Source organism: Bordetella bronchiseptica, assembly GCF_900636925.1.
Lineage (GTDB): Bacteria > Pseudomonadota > Gammaproteobacteria > Burkholderiales > Burkholderiaceae_B > Bordetella > Bordetella pertussis.
This window is the reverse complement of sequence record NZ_LR134326.1, coordinates 954,899-970,077: the sequence shown is the minus strand read 5'-3', so window position 1 is coordinate 970,077 and position 15,179 is coordinate 954,899. Positions and strand designations below refer to the sequence as shown.

Below are 15,179 nucleotides of genomic sequence, written 5' to 3'. Positions count from 1 at the left end.
CGCCCCTCTTTCACTTCCCACTCTCTATTCACACCACAGCGAGACACATCATGACGACGGAAAAGCATCTTGGTTTCGTAGGTATCGGCCGCATGGGCACTCCCATCGCCGAACGCCTGCTCGAAGCCGGCTACACCCTGACGGTCTACGACACGCAGGCCCCCGCGCTGCAGGCGCTGGCCGCCAAGGGCGCCCATATCGCCGACTCGCCCAAGGCAGTGGCCGACCGCGCCGAGACCGTGCTGGTATCCCTGCCCACCCCGGACATCGTGCTCGCTGTGGCGCTGGGCGAGGACGGCCTGGCGCGCGGCAGCGCGGTGCGCACGGTCATCGATCTGTCCACCAGCGGCTCGCAGGCCGCGCGCACGCTGGCCGACGGCCTGGCGGCGCAGAACATCGCCAGCATCGACTGCCCGGTCAGCGGCGGCGTCACGGGCGCCAAGCGCGGCACGCTCGCGCTGATGGTTTCCGGTCCGCGCGAGCGCTACGACGCCCTGCACGACATGTTCGGCGTGATCGGCAAGCCGGTCTACGTCGGCGAGCGCGCCGGCATGGCGCAGACCATGAAGGTCATCAACAACCTGATTTCGGTCACCGCGCTGAGCATCACCTCGGAGCTGATGGTGATGGGCGTGAAGGCCGGGCTGGATCCGGACATCATGCTCCAGGTCATCAACTCGGGCTCGGGCCGCACCAACGCCTCGGAAGACAAGATTCCCCGCTTCGTGCTTACCCGCAGCTTCGACTTTGGTTTTGCCATCGGCCTGTCCGCCAAGGACGTGCGCCTGTGCCTCGAGGAAAGCGAACAGCTGGGCGTGCCGCTGCGGGTCGGCGACGCCGCCCGGCGCCTGCTCAACGACGCGCGCGACAAGTTCGGCAATGATGCCGACCTGACCGAAATCATCCGCTACGTCGAAGACAACGCGGGCGTACAGGTGCGCGGCAAAGCCGCCGACGCGGCATGAGCACGGCCGGCGTAGCCGTCATCACGGGCGGCGCAAGCGGCATCGGCGCCGCCTGCGCCCGCCGCTTCGCGGCCCAGGGGATGGCGGTCGCCATCCTGGACGTGGCGCGCGAGGCGGGCGAGGCCCTGGCCGCCGAGCTCGGCGCCCAGGGCGCGCCGGCGCGCTTCTATGCCTGCGACGTGGCCGACGCCGCGGCCGTGCAGGCCTGCGCCGACGCGGTCTCGGCCGAGCTGGGCGAGACCGCGCTGCTGGTCACGTCCGCCGCGCTCATTCCCAATACCGAATCGGTGCTGGACATGGACCTCGCCGAGCATGACCGCATGTGGCGCGTCAACTACCACGGCACGGTGCATGCCTGCCGCAGCTTCGGACGCATTCTGCGCGCGCGCCGCGCGGGCCACATCGTCACCCTCGGCTCCATCAACAGCCGCAACGCACTGCCCTTGCCCGCCTACAACCCGGGCAAGGCCGCGCTGGCGCGCCTGACCGAGCTGCTGGCCCAGGAGCTGGGCCGCCACGGCGTGCGGGTCAACAGCGTGGCGCCGACCTACGTCATGACGCCGGCGCTGCAGGCCCGTATCGACGCCGGCCAGCGCGACCTCGCCGCAATGATGTCGGTGCACGCGCTGGATGCGCTGCCCACGCCCGCGGACATCGCCGACGCCGTGGCCTTCCTGTGCTCGCCGCAGGCCCGCCTGATCACCGGCGTGCTGCTGCCGGTGGACGCCGGCTGGGCCAGCGGCGTCAGCTACCGCACCTACGCCGGCGGCATGCCCCCGCAGAGCCACGGCGCCTGACCCCACCCCCATACCAAGACAACGGAGATCCCACATGTCCGGCTCATTCCTGAAAGCCCTGCGGCGCGCGCCCTTGCTGGCGCTGTGCCTGGCCCTGCTGCCGGCCGCCGCGGCCCGCGCCGCCTACCCCGAGCGCCCCGTGCGCGTCATCGTGCCGTTCGCCGCCGGCGGCGGCGCCGACATCGTCGCCCGCCTGGTCTTCAAGGGCGTCAGCGAGCAGCTCGGCCAGCCCTTCATCATCGACAACCGCGGCGGCGCCGGCGGCATCATCGGCACCGACGCGGTCGCCAAGGCCGAGGCCGATGGCTATACCCTGCTGCTGGGCCAGAGCGGCCCCAACGCGATCAACCCCTCGGTGTACAGCAAGCTGCCGTACGACGCGCGCAAGGACTTCGCGCCGGTCACGCAGCTGACCAGCTACCCCTATGTCGTGGCGGTCAAGAACGGCCTGGCGCCGAACAATCTGCGCGAACTGATCGAACTGGCCAAGCGCGAACCCGGCACGCTCACGTTGTCGACCGCCGGCCAGGGCAGCTCCGCGCACCTGGCGGTCGAGCTCTTCATGCGCCAGGCTGGCATCGTCGTCATCCCCGTTCCGTACAAGGGCGCCGGCCCGGCGCTGCTGGACGTGGTCGGCGGCGTGGTCGACATGACCTTCGGTGATGCCGCGTCGGCCTCCAAGCAGGCGCAGGCCGGCAAGATCAAGGCGCTGGCCGTCACAGGCGCGCGGCGCTCGCCCCTGATTCCCGACGTGCCCACGGTGCAGGAAGCCGGGGTGCCGGGCTACGAAGCCTCGGCCTGGCATGCCGTGCTGGCCCCGCGCGGCACGCCGCAACCGGTCATCCAGACGCTGTACACGGCCATCGCCAAGGTGCTCGCCGACCCGCAGCTGAAGGCGCGCCTGGCCCAGGACGGCATCGAAGCCGTGGGCAGCGAGCCGCAGGCATTCGGCCAAGCCTTGAACGCGGAAATCGACAAATGGCAGAAGGTGGTCGAAGACGCGGGCATCAAGCTGGAGTAAGCCGGCCCGCACGGCGCCGGCTCGGCGCCGTGCCTACGCCTTCTCGGGCCAGCGCGCCATCACGGCGGCGACATCGTCCTGGCCCGGCAGCCCGGCCTCGTTGCCCAGGTGCTGGATCTTGTAGGCCGCCGCCGCGCGCGCGAAGCGGAAGTGCTCGCGCCATGGCAGCTGCGGCCGCGCCGCATACGACCACACATAGGCGCCGTGGAACACATCGCCCGCCCCCGAGGTGTCCACCACCGCGCTGGCGGGAATGTCCAGCGCGGGCAGGCGCGACACCGCGCCGGCCTCGTCGTACCACAGCATGCCGCGCTCGCCCTGGGTGACCGCGCCGATGCGGCAGCCGCAATCGCGCAGCCACTCGAGCAAGGCTTCGGCGCTCAGGCCCATCTGCTCGCACAGGCGCTCGGCGCACACCGCCACGTCGATATGCCGCATGAGCTCGGCGGTGTTGCTGCGCAGGCCCCCGCCGTCGAGCGAAGTCAGCACGCCGGCGGCGCGGCAGGCGCGCGCGTAGTGCAGCGCGGCATCCGGCTGGTGGCCGTCCAGGTGCAGGACGCGGTATCCGCCCACTTCGAGCAGCGGAAACGATTGCAGGTAATCGGTGTCGCGGGCGCGCAGGATGGCGCGCTTGCCGTCGCGCGGCATGATGAACGACAGCGATGAGCGCCGTACCGGCCGCGGATGCACGCGCACGCCATGGCTGGCGGCCATGTCGGCGAACATGTGGCCCAGCCAGTCGGGCGCCTGCGGACAGATCAGATCGGGAGCCAGGCCCAGCCGCGCGCAGGCGAACGCGGCGGTGACGGCATTGCCGCCGAACGACACGGCGTAGTCGCGCGCCACGCGCTTGTCGTCGCCGCCGGGCCATTCGTCGGCCAGCAAGGTCACGTCGATATAGGCGTGGCCGACGAACAGCGCCGCCGGCGCGGGACCGGGCGCGGCCATGGCTCAGGCTTCCTGGCCGGCCGGCTCGCCGGCTCGCGCCAGCAGCTGGCGCGCCCGGGCGATCACCGGCGCATCCACCATCTTGCCGTCGAGCATGAAGGTGCCCGCGCCGCTGTCGCGGTGCGCCGCCACCACGCGGCGCGCCCAGTCCAGCTCGGCCAGGGGCGGCAGCAGCGCCTCGTGCACGATGGGCACCTGGGTCGGATGGATGCACAGCATGCCGGCAAAGCCCATGTCGCGCGCCCGCGTGGCGGCCGCCCGCAGGCCGGCCGTGTCCTGGACGCCCGGATGCACGCCGTCGAGCGGCTGCGCCAGGCCGGCCGCGCGGCTGTGCAGCAGCACCTGCACGCGGGCCTGGTCCAGCGCCACGCCGGCCGCCTCGGTGTCGGGCGTCAGGCCGAGATCCAGCGCGTAGTCCAGGCTGCCGAAGGCCAGCCGCGCCACGCCCGGCGTGCCCGCGACGTCGGCCGCGTTGAGCACGCCGCGCGCCGTCTCGATGATGGGCACGATGGGAATGCCGCTTTGCGCCGCATGGCGCACCTGCATCAGGCTCTCGGCCTTGGGCAGCAGGATGCCTCTGACGCCGGGCCGCCCGCGGCACGCTTTCAGGTCGTCATCGTGCCAGGCCGTGGACGCATCGTTGATGCGCACCCACAGGCGCGCGTCGGGATGCGTGCCCAGGAAATCGCACAGCGCTTCGCGCGCGCTGTCCTTGGCCAGATGCTCGACCGCATCCTCGAGATCGACGATCACGGCATCGGCGCCGCTGGCCAGCGCCTTGGGAATACGCTCGGGCCGGCTGGCCGGCACGAACAACGCAGTACGCACGACAGTTTGCATCACACCACCTCGGCTGCACGCAGGCGCGCCACCTCATCGGGCGCGTATCCCAACGATGCTAGCACCGCGGCGGTGTTTTCGCCCACCGCCGGCACGGCATCCATCCGCGCGGCGAACGCGTTGCTGGTGGCCGGCGGCAACAGCGCCGGCAGCGTGCCAGCCGGGCTGTCCACCTCGCGCCAGCGCTGGCGCGCCTGCAATTGGGGGTGTTCCCAGACATCGCGCATCTGGTTGACGCGCGCATTGGCAATCTGGGCCTGCTCCAGCCGCGCCGTCACCTCGCCGATGTCCAGGCGCGCGAAAACCGCCACGATCAAGGCGCGCAGCGCGTCGCGATTGGCCGCGCGGCGGGAATTGCTGGCGTAGCGCTCGTCGTCGGCCAGCTCGGGCTGGCGCAGCACGCGCTCGCAGAAGGCGCGCCATTCGCGCTCGTTCTGCAGGCCGAGCATGATGGTGGCGCCGTCGCCCACCGGGAACGGGCCATAGGGGTAGATGGTGGCGTGCGCGGCGCCCGCGCGCGGCGGCGGCGGCGCGTCGTCGAAGGCGTAATACATCGGATAGCCCATCCACTCGACCGTGCTCTCCAGCATGGAGACGTCGATCCGGCTGCCGACGCCGGTCTTGCCGCGCAGCAGCAAGGCATTGAGAATGCCCGAATAGGCGTACATGCCGGCGGCGATGTCGGAGATGGAGCACCCGGCCTTGACCGGCTCGTCCGGCGTGCCGGTGACCGACACGAAGCCGCTCTCGCTCTGGATGAGCAGGTCGTACGCCTTCTTGTCCTGGTACGGCCCGCCTTGTCCGTAGCCGGAGATATCGCAGACGATCAGGCGGCTGAAACGCGCGTGCAGCTGCTCGAACGACAGCCCCAGCCGGGCGGCCGCGCCCGGCGCGAGGTTCTGCACCAGCACGTCGGCCGACGCCAGCAGGCGTTCCAGCACCTCGTCGGCGCCGGGCCGCTTGAGGTCGAGGGTCAGGCTTTCCTTGGAACGGTTGGTCCACACGAAATGCGACGACAGGCCGCGCACGCGCTCGTCGTAGCCGCGCGCGAAGTCGCCGCTGCCGGGCCGCTCGATCTTGATGACGCGCGCGCCCATGTCGGCCAGCTGGCGGGTGCAGAACGGCGCGGCGATGGCGTGCTCCAGGCTGACGACGGTGATGCCGTCGAGCGGGCGGATGGCGGGCACGTCGCTCATGCCGTGAACCTCAGCTCGCCCTGGTGGGCCAGGGTATCGTCCTGCTGCGCCCACAGGCGCGCCAGGCCCGGCTCGGCCACGGCGCCGGCCACCTCGAACGGACGCGGCGCGATCAGCGGCCGCAGGCCGCGGTAGGACAGGTGGTCCAGACGCGCCCCGGGGTGGGCGCGGCGGAATGCCGCCACCATCATGGTGGCGATCATCGGCCCGTGCACCACCAGCCCGGGATAGCCCTCGACGCCGGTGACATAGGGGTAGTCGTAGTGGATGCGGTGGCCGTTGAAGGTGACGGCGGAATAGCGGAACAGCAGCACTTCCGAGGGCGTCATGGTTTCGCGCCACTGCGCCGCCGGCGCGGGCTCGGTGCCGGCCAGCTTGGGCGGGCTGGGCTGGCGGTAGACGATGTCCTGCTCCTCCAGGATCGCCAGCTCGCCCTCCTGGCGGTATTCGTGCCGCACGGTGACGAACAGCAGCGCGCCGGTGCGGCCGGTCTTCTCCTGGATACTGGCGACCGTGGACAGGCGTTCGGCCGGCACGCCCACGCGCAACGGCTGGCGGAACTCGACCCGGCCGCCGGCCCACATGCGGTTGCGGTCATCGGCCGGCGGCAGGAAACCGCCGCGCGCCGGATGCCCGTCGCGACCCAGGCCGTCCAGGCCCACCGTGCTGATGAAAAACGCCCACTGCCACAGGGGCGGCAGCGGCTGCCCGGCGCCAGGCGCCGGCTCTCCCAGCGTCGCGGCCACGCGGCCCACGGCTATCGGGTCCAGGGAGTCCTGCACGCATTCGGAGCTGCCTATCCAGGCGGCGAGGGAAGTAGCGGTCATCTCGGCGATCCTCGTTGCATCGAATCCGCCAGCATGCCCGCCCCACCGCGCCCGCGCAATTCGTTTTTCCGGTAGGCCGCCTTCGAAAAACCCATACACCTACATGGGTGCCTGTCCCCGCAGGGGGACTGGCACCCACAAATTCCTGGGGTGCCTGTCCCGACATAGGGACTGATATCTGCGACAGGGTGTGCCTGTCCCCGCTGGGACAGGCACACGACCCGCCCCCGTCGGGGCAGGAATCAGGCGACCGCGACCGGAATCTTGCCGATGCGGGCCTGCCACTCCTTCGGGCCGGTGGTGTGCACCGAGGTGCCCTGCGAGTCCACCGCGACGGTCACGGGCATGTCCTTGACGTCGAACTCGTAGATGGCTTCCATGCCCAGGTCCTCGAAAGCCAGGACCTTGGCGTTGCGGATGGCCTTGGACACCAGGTAGGCCGCGCCGCCCACCGCCATCAGGTAGGCCGAGCCGTGCTTGCGGATCGACTCGATGGCGACCGGGCCGCGCTCGGACTTGCCGATCATGGAGATCAGGCCGGTCTGCGCCAGCATCATGTCGGTGAACTTGTCCATGCGGGTCGCCGTGGTGGGACCGGCCGGGCCGACGACTTCGTCGCGCACCGGATCGACCGGGCCGACGTAGTAGATGACGCGGTTGGTGAAGTCCACCGGCAGGCTCTCGCCCTTGGACAGCATGTCCTGGATGCGCTTGTGCGCCGCGTCGCGGCCGGTCAGCATCTTGCCCGACAGCAGCAAGGTCTGGCCCGGTTTCCAGCTGGCGACTTCTTCCTTGGTCAGGGTATCGAGGTCGACCTGCCTGGACTTGTTGTAATCGGGCGCCCAGTGCACTTCCGGCCATTCGGACAGCGACGGCGGATCGAGGCGGGCCGGACCGGAGCCGTCCAGCACGAAATGCGCGTGGCGCGTGGCGGCGCAGTTCGGGATCATCGCCACCGGCTTGGACGCGGCGTGCGTGGGGAAGGTGCTGATCTTGACGTCCAGCACGGTCGTCAGGCCGCCCAGGCCCTGCGCGCCGATGCCCAGGGCGTTGACCTTCTCGTACAGCTCGATGCGCAGCTCTTCCAGCTTGCTCTGCGGGCCGCGCGCCAGCAGCTCGTACATGTCGATGTCTTCCATCAGCGACTGCTTGGCCATCAGCATGGCCTTCTCGGCCGTGCCGCCCACGCCGATGCCGAGCATGCCCGGCGGGCACCAGCCGGCGCCCATGGTCGGCACGGTCTTGAGCACCCAGTCGACCAGCGAATCGCTGGGATTGAGCATGACGAACTTGGACTTGTTTTCCGAGCCGCCGCCCTTGGAGGCCACTTGCACGTCGACGGTGTCGCCCGGCACCAGTTCGACGTGCAGGATACAGGGCGTGTTGTCGCGGGTGTTCTTGCGCGCGAACAGCGGATCGTCCAGCACCGACGCGCGCAGCGGGTTGTCGGGGTTGAGGTAGCCGCGGCGCACGCCTTCGTCACAGAGTTCCTGCAGCGTGCGTTGCGTGTCGAAGCGCACGTTCATGCCGACCTTGAGGAACACGTTGACGATGCCGGTGTCCTGGCACAGCGGGCGCTTGCCCTCGGCGCACATGCGCGAGTTGGTCAGGATCTGCGCCATGGCATCGCGGGCGGCCGGGCTTTCTTCACGCTCGTAGGCGCGCGCCAGGTGACGGATATAGTCCACCGGGTGGTAGTAGCTGATGAACTGGATGCCATCGGCGATGGACTGGATGAAGTCTTCTTCTTTGATGAGGACGGTCATGACGGTATGCGAGGATGGATGAACAATGGGCGCGCGGCGGTCAGGCCCGCCGCGCCATGCGGCCTGTTTTATTTGCCTTGCCAGACAGGCTTGCGCTTCTCGGCGAAGGCGGTGGCGCCTTCCTTGGCGTCGGCCGAGGTGAAGATTTCGGTGACCTGCGGACGCTGGCGGTCGAACATGGTTTCCTGGTCCCAGTCGCCCGATTGCGCGACGATGCTCTTGGCAACCTGCACCGCCAGCGGGCCGTTCTCGACGATGACGCGGGCCAGCGCCAGCGCGCCTTCCAGCGCGCCGCCGGCCGCCGTCAGGCGGTTGACCAGGCCCAGCGCATGGGCGCGCGACGCATCCAGGAAATCGCCCGTCAGGATGATTTCCATGGCGATGTGGTACGGCAGCCGGCGCGGCAGGCGCAGCATGCCGCCGGCGCCCGGCACCAGGCCGCGCTTGACTTCGGGCAGGCCGAACTTGGCATTGTCGGCGGCCACCAGCAGATCGCAGCTCAGGGCCATTTCGCAGCCACCGGCCAGCGCATAGCCCTCGACCGCCGCGATCAGCGGTTTCTTCGGCGGGCGTTCGGTCAGGGCGGCAAAGCCACGCTCGGGTAGCGACGGGCGCTGTCCGGTCCGGGCGAACGCCTTCAAGTCCATGCCGGCCGAGAACGTGCCGCCCGCGCCGGTCAGGATGCCGATACGCACGTCGTCGCGCTCATCGAGCTGGTCCAGCGCGGCGGCCATGGCCTGCGCCGTTTCGAAATTGATGGCGTTCCTGGCTTCGGGACGGTTGACCGTGATGATCTGGATGCCGTCGGCGATTTCCACCTTGACCAGTTCTGACATGCAATGCTCCTTCCGTATGCGCATGGGGCCGGGCCCCGACTTTTATATAAGACTCGACAGACCCGCATCATACGACCATTGCTCCGACCCCCGCTTCAGACTGCGCTGACCTTCACTTGCGAGACGCTTCAAATCTCCGGTACACTTGTACTATCATCAATACAACATATCAGGAGACGAATATGCAGGGATTGCAACGCCTGGCCGCCGGCTGCGCACTGTTTGGCGCGCTGGCCCTGCCGCTGGCGCCGGCCTCGGCGCAGAACAATGCCATCAAGCTGGTCGTGGGCGCCCCGCCCGGAGGCACCACCGACACCGTCGCGCGCAGCATCGCCCAGCACATGGCGCAGGACCTCAAGCGCACCGTGCTGGTCGAGAACAAGCCCGGCGCGGGCGGCAACATCGCGGCCGACTATGTCGCCAAGGGCAAGGCCGACGGCAGCACCCTGCTGGTCACCTTCACCAGTTTCTCGATCAACGCCAGCCTGTACCGCAACCTGCCGTTCGACCCGGTGCGCGACTTCACGCCCATCAGCATGCTGGCCAACGTGCCCAGCGTGCTGGTCACGCGCAAGGACTTCCCGGCCCGGACCATGCCGGAGTTCGTTTCGCTGGTGCAGGCCAGTCCGGGCAAGTACACCATGGCGCTGGGCGCCATCGGCTCCTCGCTGCACATGGCCGGCGAGCGCATGAAGATGATGGCGGGGCTGGACATCCTCAACGTGCCGTACAAGGGCACGTCGCCGGCCATCACCGACCTGCTCGGCGGCCAGGTGGACATGATGGTCGCCAGCTCGCTCAACGCCCTGCCGCACATCAAGAGCGGCGCGCTCAAGGCGCTGGGCGTCACCAGCCCGCAGCCGCTGCCGCAATTCCCCGGCGTGCCGCCCATCGGCGATACCATCAAGGGTTTCGAATCCAACGCATGGTTCGCCCTGTTCGGCCCGGCCGGCCTGCCGCCCGAGACGGTCGCGGCGCTGAACGCCGCCGCCCGCAAGGCGGTCGACACGCCCGAGTTCCGCAAGCTGCTCGAAGGCGAGGCGGCCACCGCGGTCAGCAGCAGCCCGCAGGAACTGGACGAATTCGTGCGCAAGGACATCGAACGCTACGCCGAACTCGTCAAGTTCACCGGCGCCACGGTGGACTGAACCCAACCGACTGGAGCCCCCGTGCCCGACAGCCCCTTGCCCCTGTATCACAAGGTCTATCTGCTGCTGAAGCAGCGCCTGCAATCGGGCGGCTTCGCCCTGAACGCGGCGATGCCCGGCGAGAACGCGCTGGCGGCCGAATACGGCGTCTCGCGCCTGACGATACGGCGCTCGCTCGAGGCGCTGGAGTCCGAAGGCCTGATCGAGCGCCGCCAGGGGCGGGGCACTTTCGCCGCCGAGGGCGCGATCCTGTCGGCGCCGCAGCACAGCGCCGACATCGACACGCTGATGGCGCACCTGGCCCGCATGGGCATGCATACCCAGGTGAACCTGCTCGAACTCGACACCGTGCCGGCCACCCCGCAGGTGGCGGCGCAGCTCGAACTGCCGGCCGGCGCGCCGGTACAGCGGGCGGTGCGGGTACGCAGCCACCAGGGCCTGCCGTTTTCGTACCTGGTCACGTACGTGCCGGGCGAAATCGGCCAGCGCATCCGCCGCGAGGACCTGGGCGCCAAGCCCCTGCTGGCGATCTTCCGCGACCTGGGCGTGCGCGTGGCGCGCGCCCAGCAATCGATCTCGGCGGTGCTGGCCGAGCCCGGCACGGCCGGCGCGCTGGACGTGCCGGTCGGCTCGGCCCTGCTCAGCCTGCAACGCCTGGTGCGCGACGACGCCGGCCGGCCGGTGGAATGGCTGCATGCCCTGTACCGGCCCGACCGCTACGAATACCGCCTGGATATGCAGGCCCACGATACGCCGGGCCAGCCTACCTGGCTGCCCGCCGGCGCGCCGCGGCGCGCCTGACCGAAACCTCCCAGACGCCCTCATGCCTGCCCAGACGCTAGCCCAGAAACTGCTGGCCGCCGCCGCCGGCCGCGACGCCGTGCGCGTCGGCGAGATCGTGACCTGCAAGGTCGACCTGGCCATGTTCCACGATTCCAGCGGCCCGCGCCGCCTGCAGCCCATGCTCGAAGAGCTGGGCACCGGCCTGTGGGACCGCTCCCGCATCGTGCTGGTCATGGACCATTACGTGCCCGAGTCCGATGACGAATCGCGCCGCATCGTGCGCATCGCCCGCGATTGGGCGCGCGAACAGGCCCTGCCGCACGTGTACGACTCGCTGGGCATCTGCCACGTGGTGGTGCCGGAACACGGCCATGTGCGCCCCGGCATGTTCTGCGTGGGCGGCGACTCCCATTCGCCCACCGGCGGCGCCTTCGGCGCCTATATGTTCGGCGTGGGCAGCACCGAGATGCTGGGCGTGGTCAGCAGCGGCGAAATCTGGATGCGCGTGCCCGACACGCTGATGATGCACTGGCGCGGCCGGCTGCGCCCGGGCGTCATGGCCAAGGACATGATGCTGTACATGATAGGCCTGCACGGCATGAACGGCGGGCGCTACCAGGCCGTGGAGTTCTGCGGCGAAGCGGTGCGCGCCCTGTCCATGCAGGAACGCATGACGCTGTCGAACATGTCGGCCGAACTGGGCGCCCAGGCCGGCCTGATCGCGCCCGACCGGACCACTGCGCAGTACCTGCGCCAGGCCGGCGCGCCCGAGCCCGATACCGCGCGCTGGCAGTCCGACCCGGATGCGCCCGCCCAATGGCACGAGTACGACGCCGACAGCCTGCCGCCCTACGTGGCGGCGCCGCACAGTCCGGCCAACGCCGCCCCGGTCCAGGCATACGCCGACACCGCCGTGCAGGTGGCCTATATCGGCGCGTGCACCGGCGCCAAGCTGGACGATCTGCGCGCGGCCGCGCAGGTCTTGCGCGGCCGCCGCGTGGCCCCGGGCGTCAGCCTGCTGGTGGCCCCGGCCAGCCAGCGCGACCAGGCGCGCGCGCAGGACGAAGGCGTGCTGCCGGCGCTGGTCGAGGCCGGCGCGACGGTGCTGCCCACCACCTGCGGCGCCTGTTCCGGCTACGGCGGCTCCATCCCGGACGGCGCCAATGTGATTTCCACCACGGCCCGCAACTTCAAGGGCCGCATGGGCGCGGCCAGCGCCCGGGTCTACCTGGCGTCCCCGTACACCGTGGCGGCCTCGGCCCTGGCCGGCCGCATCGCCGACCCGCGCGAGGTCCTGTCATGAGCGAAACGCACCAAGCCTGGCGCGTGGGCGACGACGTCGATACCGACCAGCTCGCCCCGGGCGCCTATATGAAACTCGGCATCGCCGATATCGCGCGCCATTGCCTCGAAGGCGTACGCCCCGACTTCGCCGGCGGCGTGCGGCCGGGCGACGTGCTGGTGGCCGGACGCAATTTCGGCATCGGCTCCTCGCGCGAGCAGGCCGCCGCCGCCCTGGTGCAACTGGGCCTGCGCGCGGTCATCGCGCCCAGCTACAGCGGCCTGTATTTCCGCAACGCCTTCAACGTGGGCCTGCTGCTGCTGACCTGCGAACGCGCCGGCGAGATCGCCGAGGGCGAACGGATCCGCATCGACCTGCCCAACCAGCGCGTGCTGCGCGCCGACGGCACGCCCCTGCCCTGCGAGCCCGTGCCCGCCTTCCTGCTCGACATGGTGCAGGCGGGCGGCCTGCTCATGCAATTGAAGCGGCGGCTGGCCGACGGCTCGCTGCCGCGTTACCCGATGAAAGCCTGATGACCCCTGCATCCCTGAAACACAAGCTGGCCGCCGGCCAGACCCTGCTGGCCCCCGGCGTCTACGATGCGCTGTCGGCGCTGATCGCCGAACAGGCCGGCTTCGACGCCGTCTACCTGTCGGGCGCCTCGATCGCCTACACCCGCCTGGGCCGCTCCGACGTCGGCCTGACCACCTACAGCGAAGTCGAGGACGTGCTGGCGCGCATCACCGAGCGCGTGCGCTGCCCGGTGATCGTCGACGCCGACACCGGCTTCGGCAACGCCCTCAATGTGCAGCGCACCGTGCGCGGCTTCGAGCGCGCCGGCGCCGCGATGATCCAGCTGGAAGACCAGGACTTTCCCAAGCGCTGCGGGCACCTGGCGGGTAAATCGCTGGTCCCGGCCGACGAGATGTGCGGCAAGCTGCGCGCCGCCCTGGATGCCCGCGCCAGCGACGGCACGCTGATCCTGGCCCGCACCGACGCGGTCGCGGTCGAGGGCATCGACGCCGCGTTCGAGCGGGCCGAACGCTACCTGGAATGCGGCGTGGACGCCCTCTTCATCGAGGCGCTGCGCTCGCCGCAGCAGCTCGACGCCGCCTGCGCCCGCTTCGCCGCGCGGGTGCCGCTGCTGGCCAATATGGTGGAAGGCGGCCAGACGCCCGTCGAAAGCGCCCAGGCGCTGGCCGAGCGCGGCTTTCGCATCGTGATTTTCCCGGGCGGCACGGCGCGCGCCGTATCGCATGCGCTGCAGGACTATTACGGCAGCCTGCGCGAGCACGGCACCACCGCCCCCTGGCGCGCGCGCATGCTGGACTTCGACCAGCTCAACGCGCTGATCGGCACCCCCGCCCTGCTGGAGACGGCCGAGCGCTACCGCTAGCGCGGCGCCTGGCCGCGCGGCAGCCAGTGCCAGAACACGGCGGCGGCGGCCAGGCCCACCCCGCCCATGGCCGCCACCCCGGCGGCCAGCGACACCAGCGCGGTGATGCCGGACAGCGCCACCGGCCCCAGGCTGCCGCCCAGGTCGGACATCAGGCGCCACAGGCCCAGGAACTCGGTACGCCCGGACGCAGGCGCCGCGTCGGCGCCCAGCGTCATGACAATGCCCGAGCCAATGCCGTTGCCCATGCCCAGCATCATCGCCACGATCACGAAACCGGCCACGCCGCTGGTCAGCGAGGTGCCGATCAGGGCGCAGCCCATCAGCAGCGTCGAGGGCACCGCCACCCACAGCCGCCCGCGCCGGTCCATCAGCATGCCTGCCGGATAGAACACCGACATGTCGATCGCCGCCACCAGGCCATAAATGAGCGAGGTGGTCGCCGGGTTGACGCCCAGGTGGTCGGCCCACAGCGGGATCACCACCTGCCGGGACGCGCGCACCGCGCTGACCAGCAGGATGCCCAGCCCCAGCGTCAGGTATACCTGGCGATGCGCGCGCGCCACGTCCAGCAGCCGCGGCCGGGCGACGGCCGCCTCGCCGCGGCGCCGCGGCGGCGCCATGTCGGGCGCGAACCACGCAATCAGGCCGGCCCCGGTCATGGCCACGGCCGCCACCCAGTACGCGCCCTGCAGGCCCATGAAGTGGATCAGCGCCGCGCCGGCGAACGGCCCGGCGAACACGCCGATGCGCATGGTGCCGGCCAGCGTGGACAGGGCGCGCGCGCGCATGTAGGCGGGCACGGCGTCGATCATGTAGCCCTGCCGCGCCAGCAGGAAGACCGAGGACGCCATGCCGACCATGAACACGCCGGTCGCCAGCATCCACAGCGTGCCGGCGAAGATGCACAGCAGCAGCGCCACCACGCTGAGCGCCGCCGCGCCCACCATGGAGCGCCGCTCGCCGTGGCGCGAGGTGAACATCGCGGCGGGGATGTTGCTGACCAGCGAACCGATGCCGACCAGGCCCACGATCAGGCCCGAGGTAGCCAGCGAAGCGCCCAGTTCCCGTGCGGTAAGCGCCACCACGGGCAGGATGGCGCCATTGCTCACGCCATAGAGGATGGAGGGGCCGAAGGCGGGAACGGCAATGTCTTTGAGGCTGAACGAAGCGTCGTGGTCGGACACGATGGGAACAGGAAGTGGGGGCCGACCTGTATTCTAGGACCTGTCCCGCATGGGGACCGACATTCGCGGCAGCGTGTGCCTGTCCCCGGACGGGCGCTGACATCCGCGGCGCGGTGTGCCTGTCCCCACTGGGACAGGCACACCGTCGTGCGGCACGGCGAACGGCGGCCGCTCCGCGGACGGCCAA

General features: G+C 70.3%; 15 protein-coding genes. 8 read left to right on the top strand and 7 right to left on the bottom strand.

Going from position 1 to position 15,179, the window contains the following annotated elements:
- Positions 1 to 50 precede the first annotated feature (50 nt).
- Genes EL288_RS04595 through EL288_RS04585 form a run of 3 tightly spaced genes read left to right on the top strand, consistent with a single transcriptional unit; the run spans position 51 to position 2,783 of the window.
- The gene (locus EL288_RS04595) at positions 51 to 965 is read left to right on the top strand and encodes an NAD(P)-dependent oxidoreductase (RefSeq protein ID WP_003814369.1); all 915 of its coding nucleotides are present in this window, start codon (positions 51 to 53) and stop codon (positions 963 to 965) included.
- Entirely contained in the window at positions 962 to 1,762 is an 801-nt protein-coding gene (locus tag EL288_RS04590) for an SDR family NAD(P)-dependent oxidoreductase (protein ID WP_003814372.1), read from the top strand. Before EL288_RS04595 ends, EL288_RS04590 begins: the two co-directional genes overlap by 4 nt.
- A 34-nt stretch (positions 1,763 to 1,796) precedes the next feature.
- Positions 1,797 to 2,783 carry a tripartite tricarboxylate transporter substrate binding protein gene (locus EL288_RS04585; RefSeq protein WP_003814374.1) on the top strand — a complete coding sequence of 329 codons (987 nt, stop codon included), beginning with the start codon at positions 1,797 to 1,799 and terminating at the stop codon, positions 2,781 to 2,783.
- A gap of 33 nt (positions 2,784 to 2,816) precedes the next feature.
- Here the strand turns inward: EL288_RS04585 and EL288_RS04580 are convergent, their stop codons facing one another.
- The 6 genes from EL288_RS04580 to EL288_RS04555 form a co-directional block, all read right to left on the bottom strand.
- On the bottom strand, positions 2,817 to 3,731 hold the full coding sequence (locus EL288_RS04580; protein WP_003814376.1) for a sugar kinase: 915 nt from the start codon (positions 3,729 to 3,731) through the stop codon (positions 2,817 to 2,819).
- Positions 3,732 to 3,734: 3 nt separating this feature from the next.
- Entirely contained in the window at positions 3,735 to 4,574 is an 840-nt protein-coding gene (locus EL288_RS04575) for an HpcH/HpaI aldolase/citrate lyase family protein (protein ID WP_003814379.1), read from the bottom strand.
- The gene (locus tag EL288_RS04570) at positions 4,571 to 5,767 is read right to left on the bottom strand and encodes a CaiB/BaiF CoA transferase family protein (protein ID WP_010927028.1); all 1,197 of its coding nucleotides are present in this window, start codon (positions 5,765 to 5,767) and stop codon (positions 4,571 to 4,573) included. The genes EL288_RS04575 and EL288_RS04570 overlap by 4 nt, the downstream gene beginning before the upstream one ends.
- Positions 5,764 to 6,594, bottom strand: coding sequence for an FAS1-like dehydratase domain-containing protein (locus tag EL288_RS04565; RefSeq protein ID WP_003814382.1), 831 nt, complete (start codon positions 6,592 to 6,594; stop codon positions 5,764 to 5,766). The genes EL288_RS04570 and EL288_RS04565 overlap by 4 nt, the downstream gene beginning before the upstream one ends.
- A gap of 242 nt (positions 6,595 to 6,836) precedes the next feature.
- Positions 6,837 to 8,360, bottom strand: coding sequence for a fumarate hydratase (locus EL288_RS04560; protein ID WP_003814384.1), 1,524 nt, complete (start codon positions 8,358 to 8,360; stop codon positions 6,837 to 6,839).
- 68 nt (positions 8,361 to 8,428) lie between these two features.
- On the bottom strand, positions 8,429 to 9,196 hold the full coding sequence (locus tag EL288_RS04555) for a crotonase/enoyl-CoA hydratase family protein (protein WP_003820893.1): 768 nt from the start codon (positions 9,194 to 9,196) through the stop codon (positions 8,429 to 8,431).
- A 182-nt stretch (positions 9,197 to 9,378) separates the two neighbouring features.
- On the opposite strand from EL288_RS04555, the gene EL288_RS04550 reads away from it, so the two are divergent.
- Genes EL288_RS04550 through EL288_RS04530 form a run of 5 tightly spaced genes read left to right on the top strand, consistent with a single transcriptional unit; the run spans position 9,379 to position 13,805 of the window.
- Positions 9,379 to 10,344: a Bug family tripartite tricarboxylate transporter substrate binding protein gene (locus EL288_RS04550; RefSeq protein ID WP_003814388.1), complete on the top strand. Its 966-nt coding sequence runs from the start codon at positions 9,379 to 9,381 to the stop codon at positions 10,342 to 10,344.
- Between the two features lie 21 nt (positions 10,345 to 10,365).
- Positions 10,366 to 11,145: a GntR family transcriptional regulator gene (locus EL288_RS04545; RefSeq protein ID WP_003814390.1), complete on the top strand. Its 780-nt coding sequence runs from the start codon at positions 10,366 to 10,368 to the stop codon at positions 11,143 to 11,145.
- A gap of 22 nt (positions 11,146 to 11,167) precedes the next feature.
- Positions 11,168 to 12,430 carry a 3-isopropylmalate dehydratase large subunit gene (locus EL288_RS04540; RefSeq protein WP_126621896.1) on the top strand — a complete coding sequence of 421 codons (1,263 nt, stop codon included), beginning with the start codon at positions 11,168 to 11,170 and terminating at the stop codon, positions 12,428 to 12,430.
- Complete coding sequence (locus EL288_RS04535; protein WP_003820891.1) at positions 12,427 to 12,942, top strand: LeuD/DmdB family oxidoreductase small subunit; 516 nt, start codon at positions 12,427 to 12,429, stop codon at positions 12,940 to 12,942. The genes EL288_RS04540 and EL288_RS04535 overlap by 4 nt, the downstream gene beginning before the upstream one ends.
- A complete protein-coding gene (locus tag EL288_RS04530) occupies positions 12,942 to 13,805 on the top strand; it encodes an isocitrate lyase/PEP mutase family protein (RefSeq protein ID WP_010927030.1) in 864 nt (287 codons plus the stop codon). Before EL288_RS04535 ends, EL288_RS04530 begins: the two co-directional genes overlap by 1 nt.
- Here the strand turns inward: EL288_RS04530 and EL288_RS04525 are convergent.
- On the bottom strand, positions 13,802 to 14,992 hold the full coding sequence (locus tag EL288_RS04525; RefSeq protein ID WP_003814398.1) for an MFS transporter: 1,191 nt from the start codon (positions 14,990 to 14,992) through the stop codon (positions 13,802 to 13,804). The two genes, EL288_RS04530 and EL288_RS04525, sit on opposite strands and share 4 nt — an antisense overlap.
- Positions 14,993 to 15,179 lie beyond the last annotated feature (187 nt).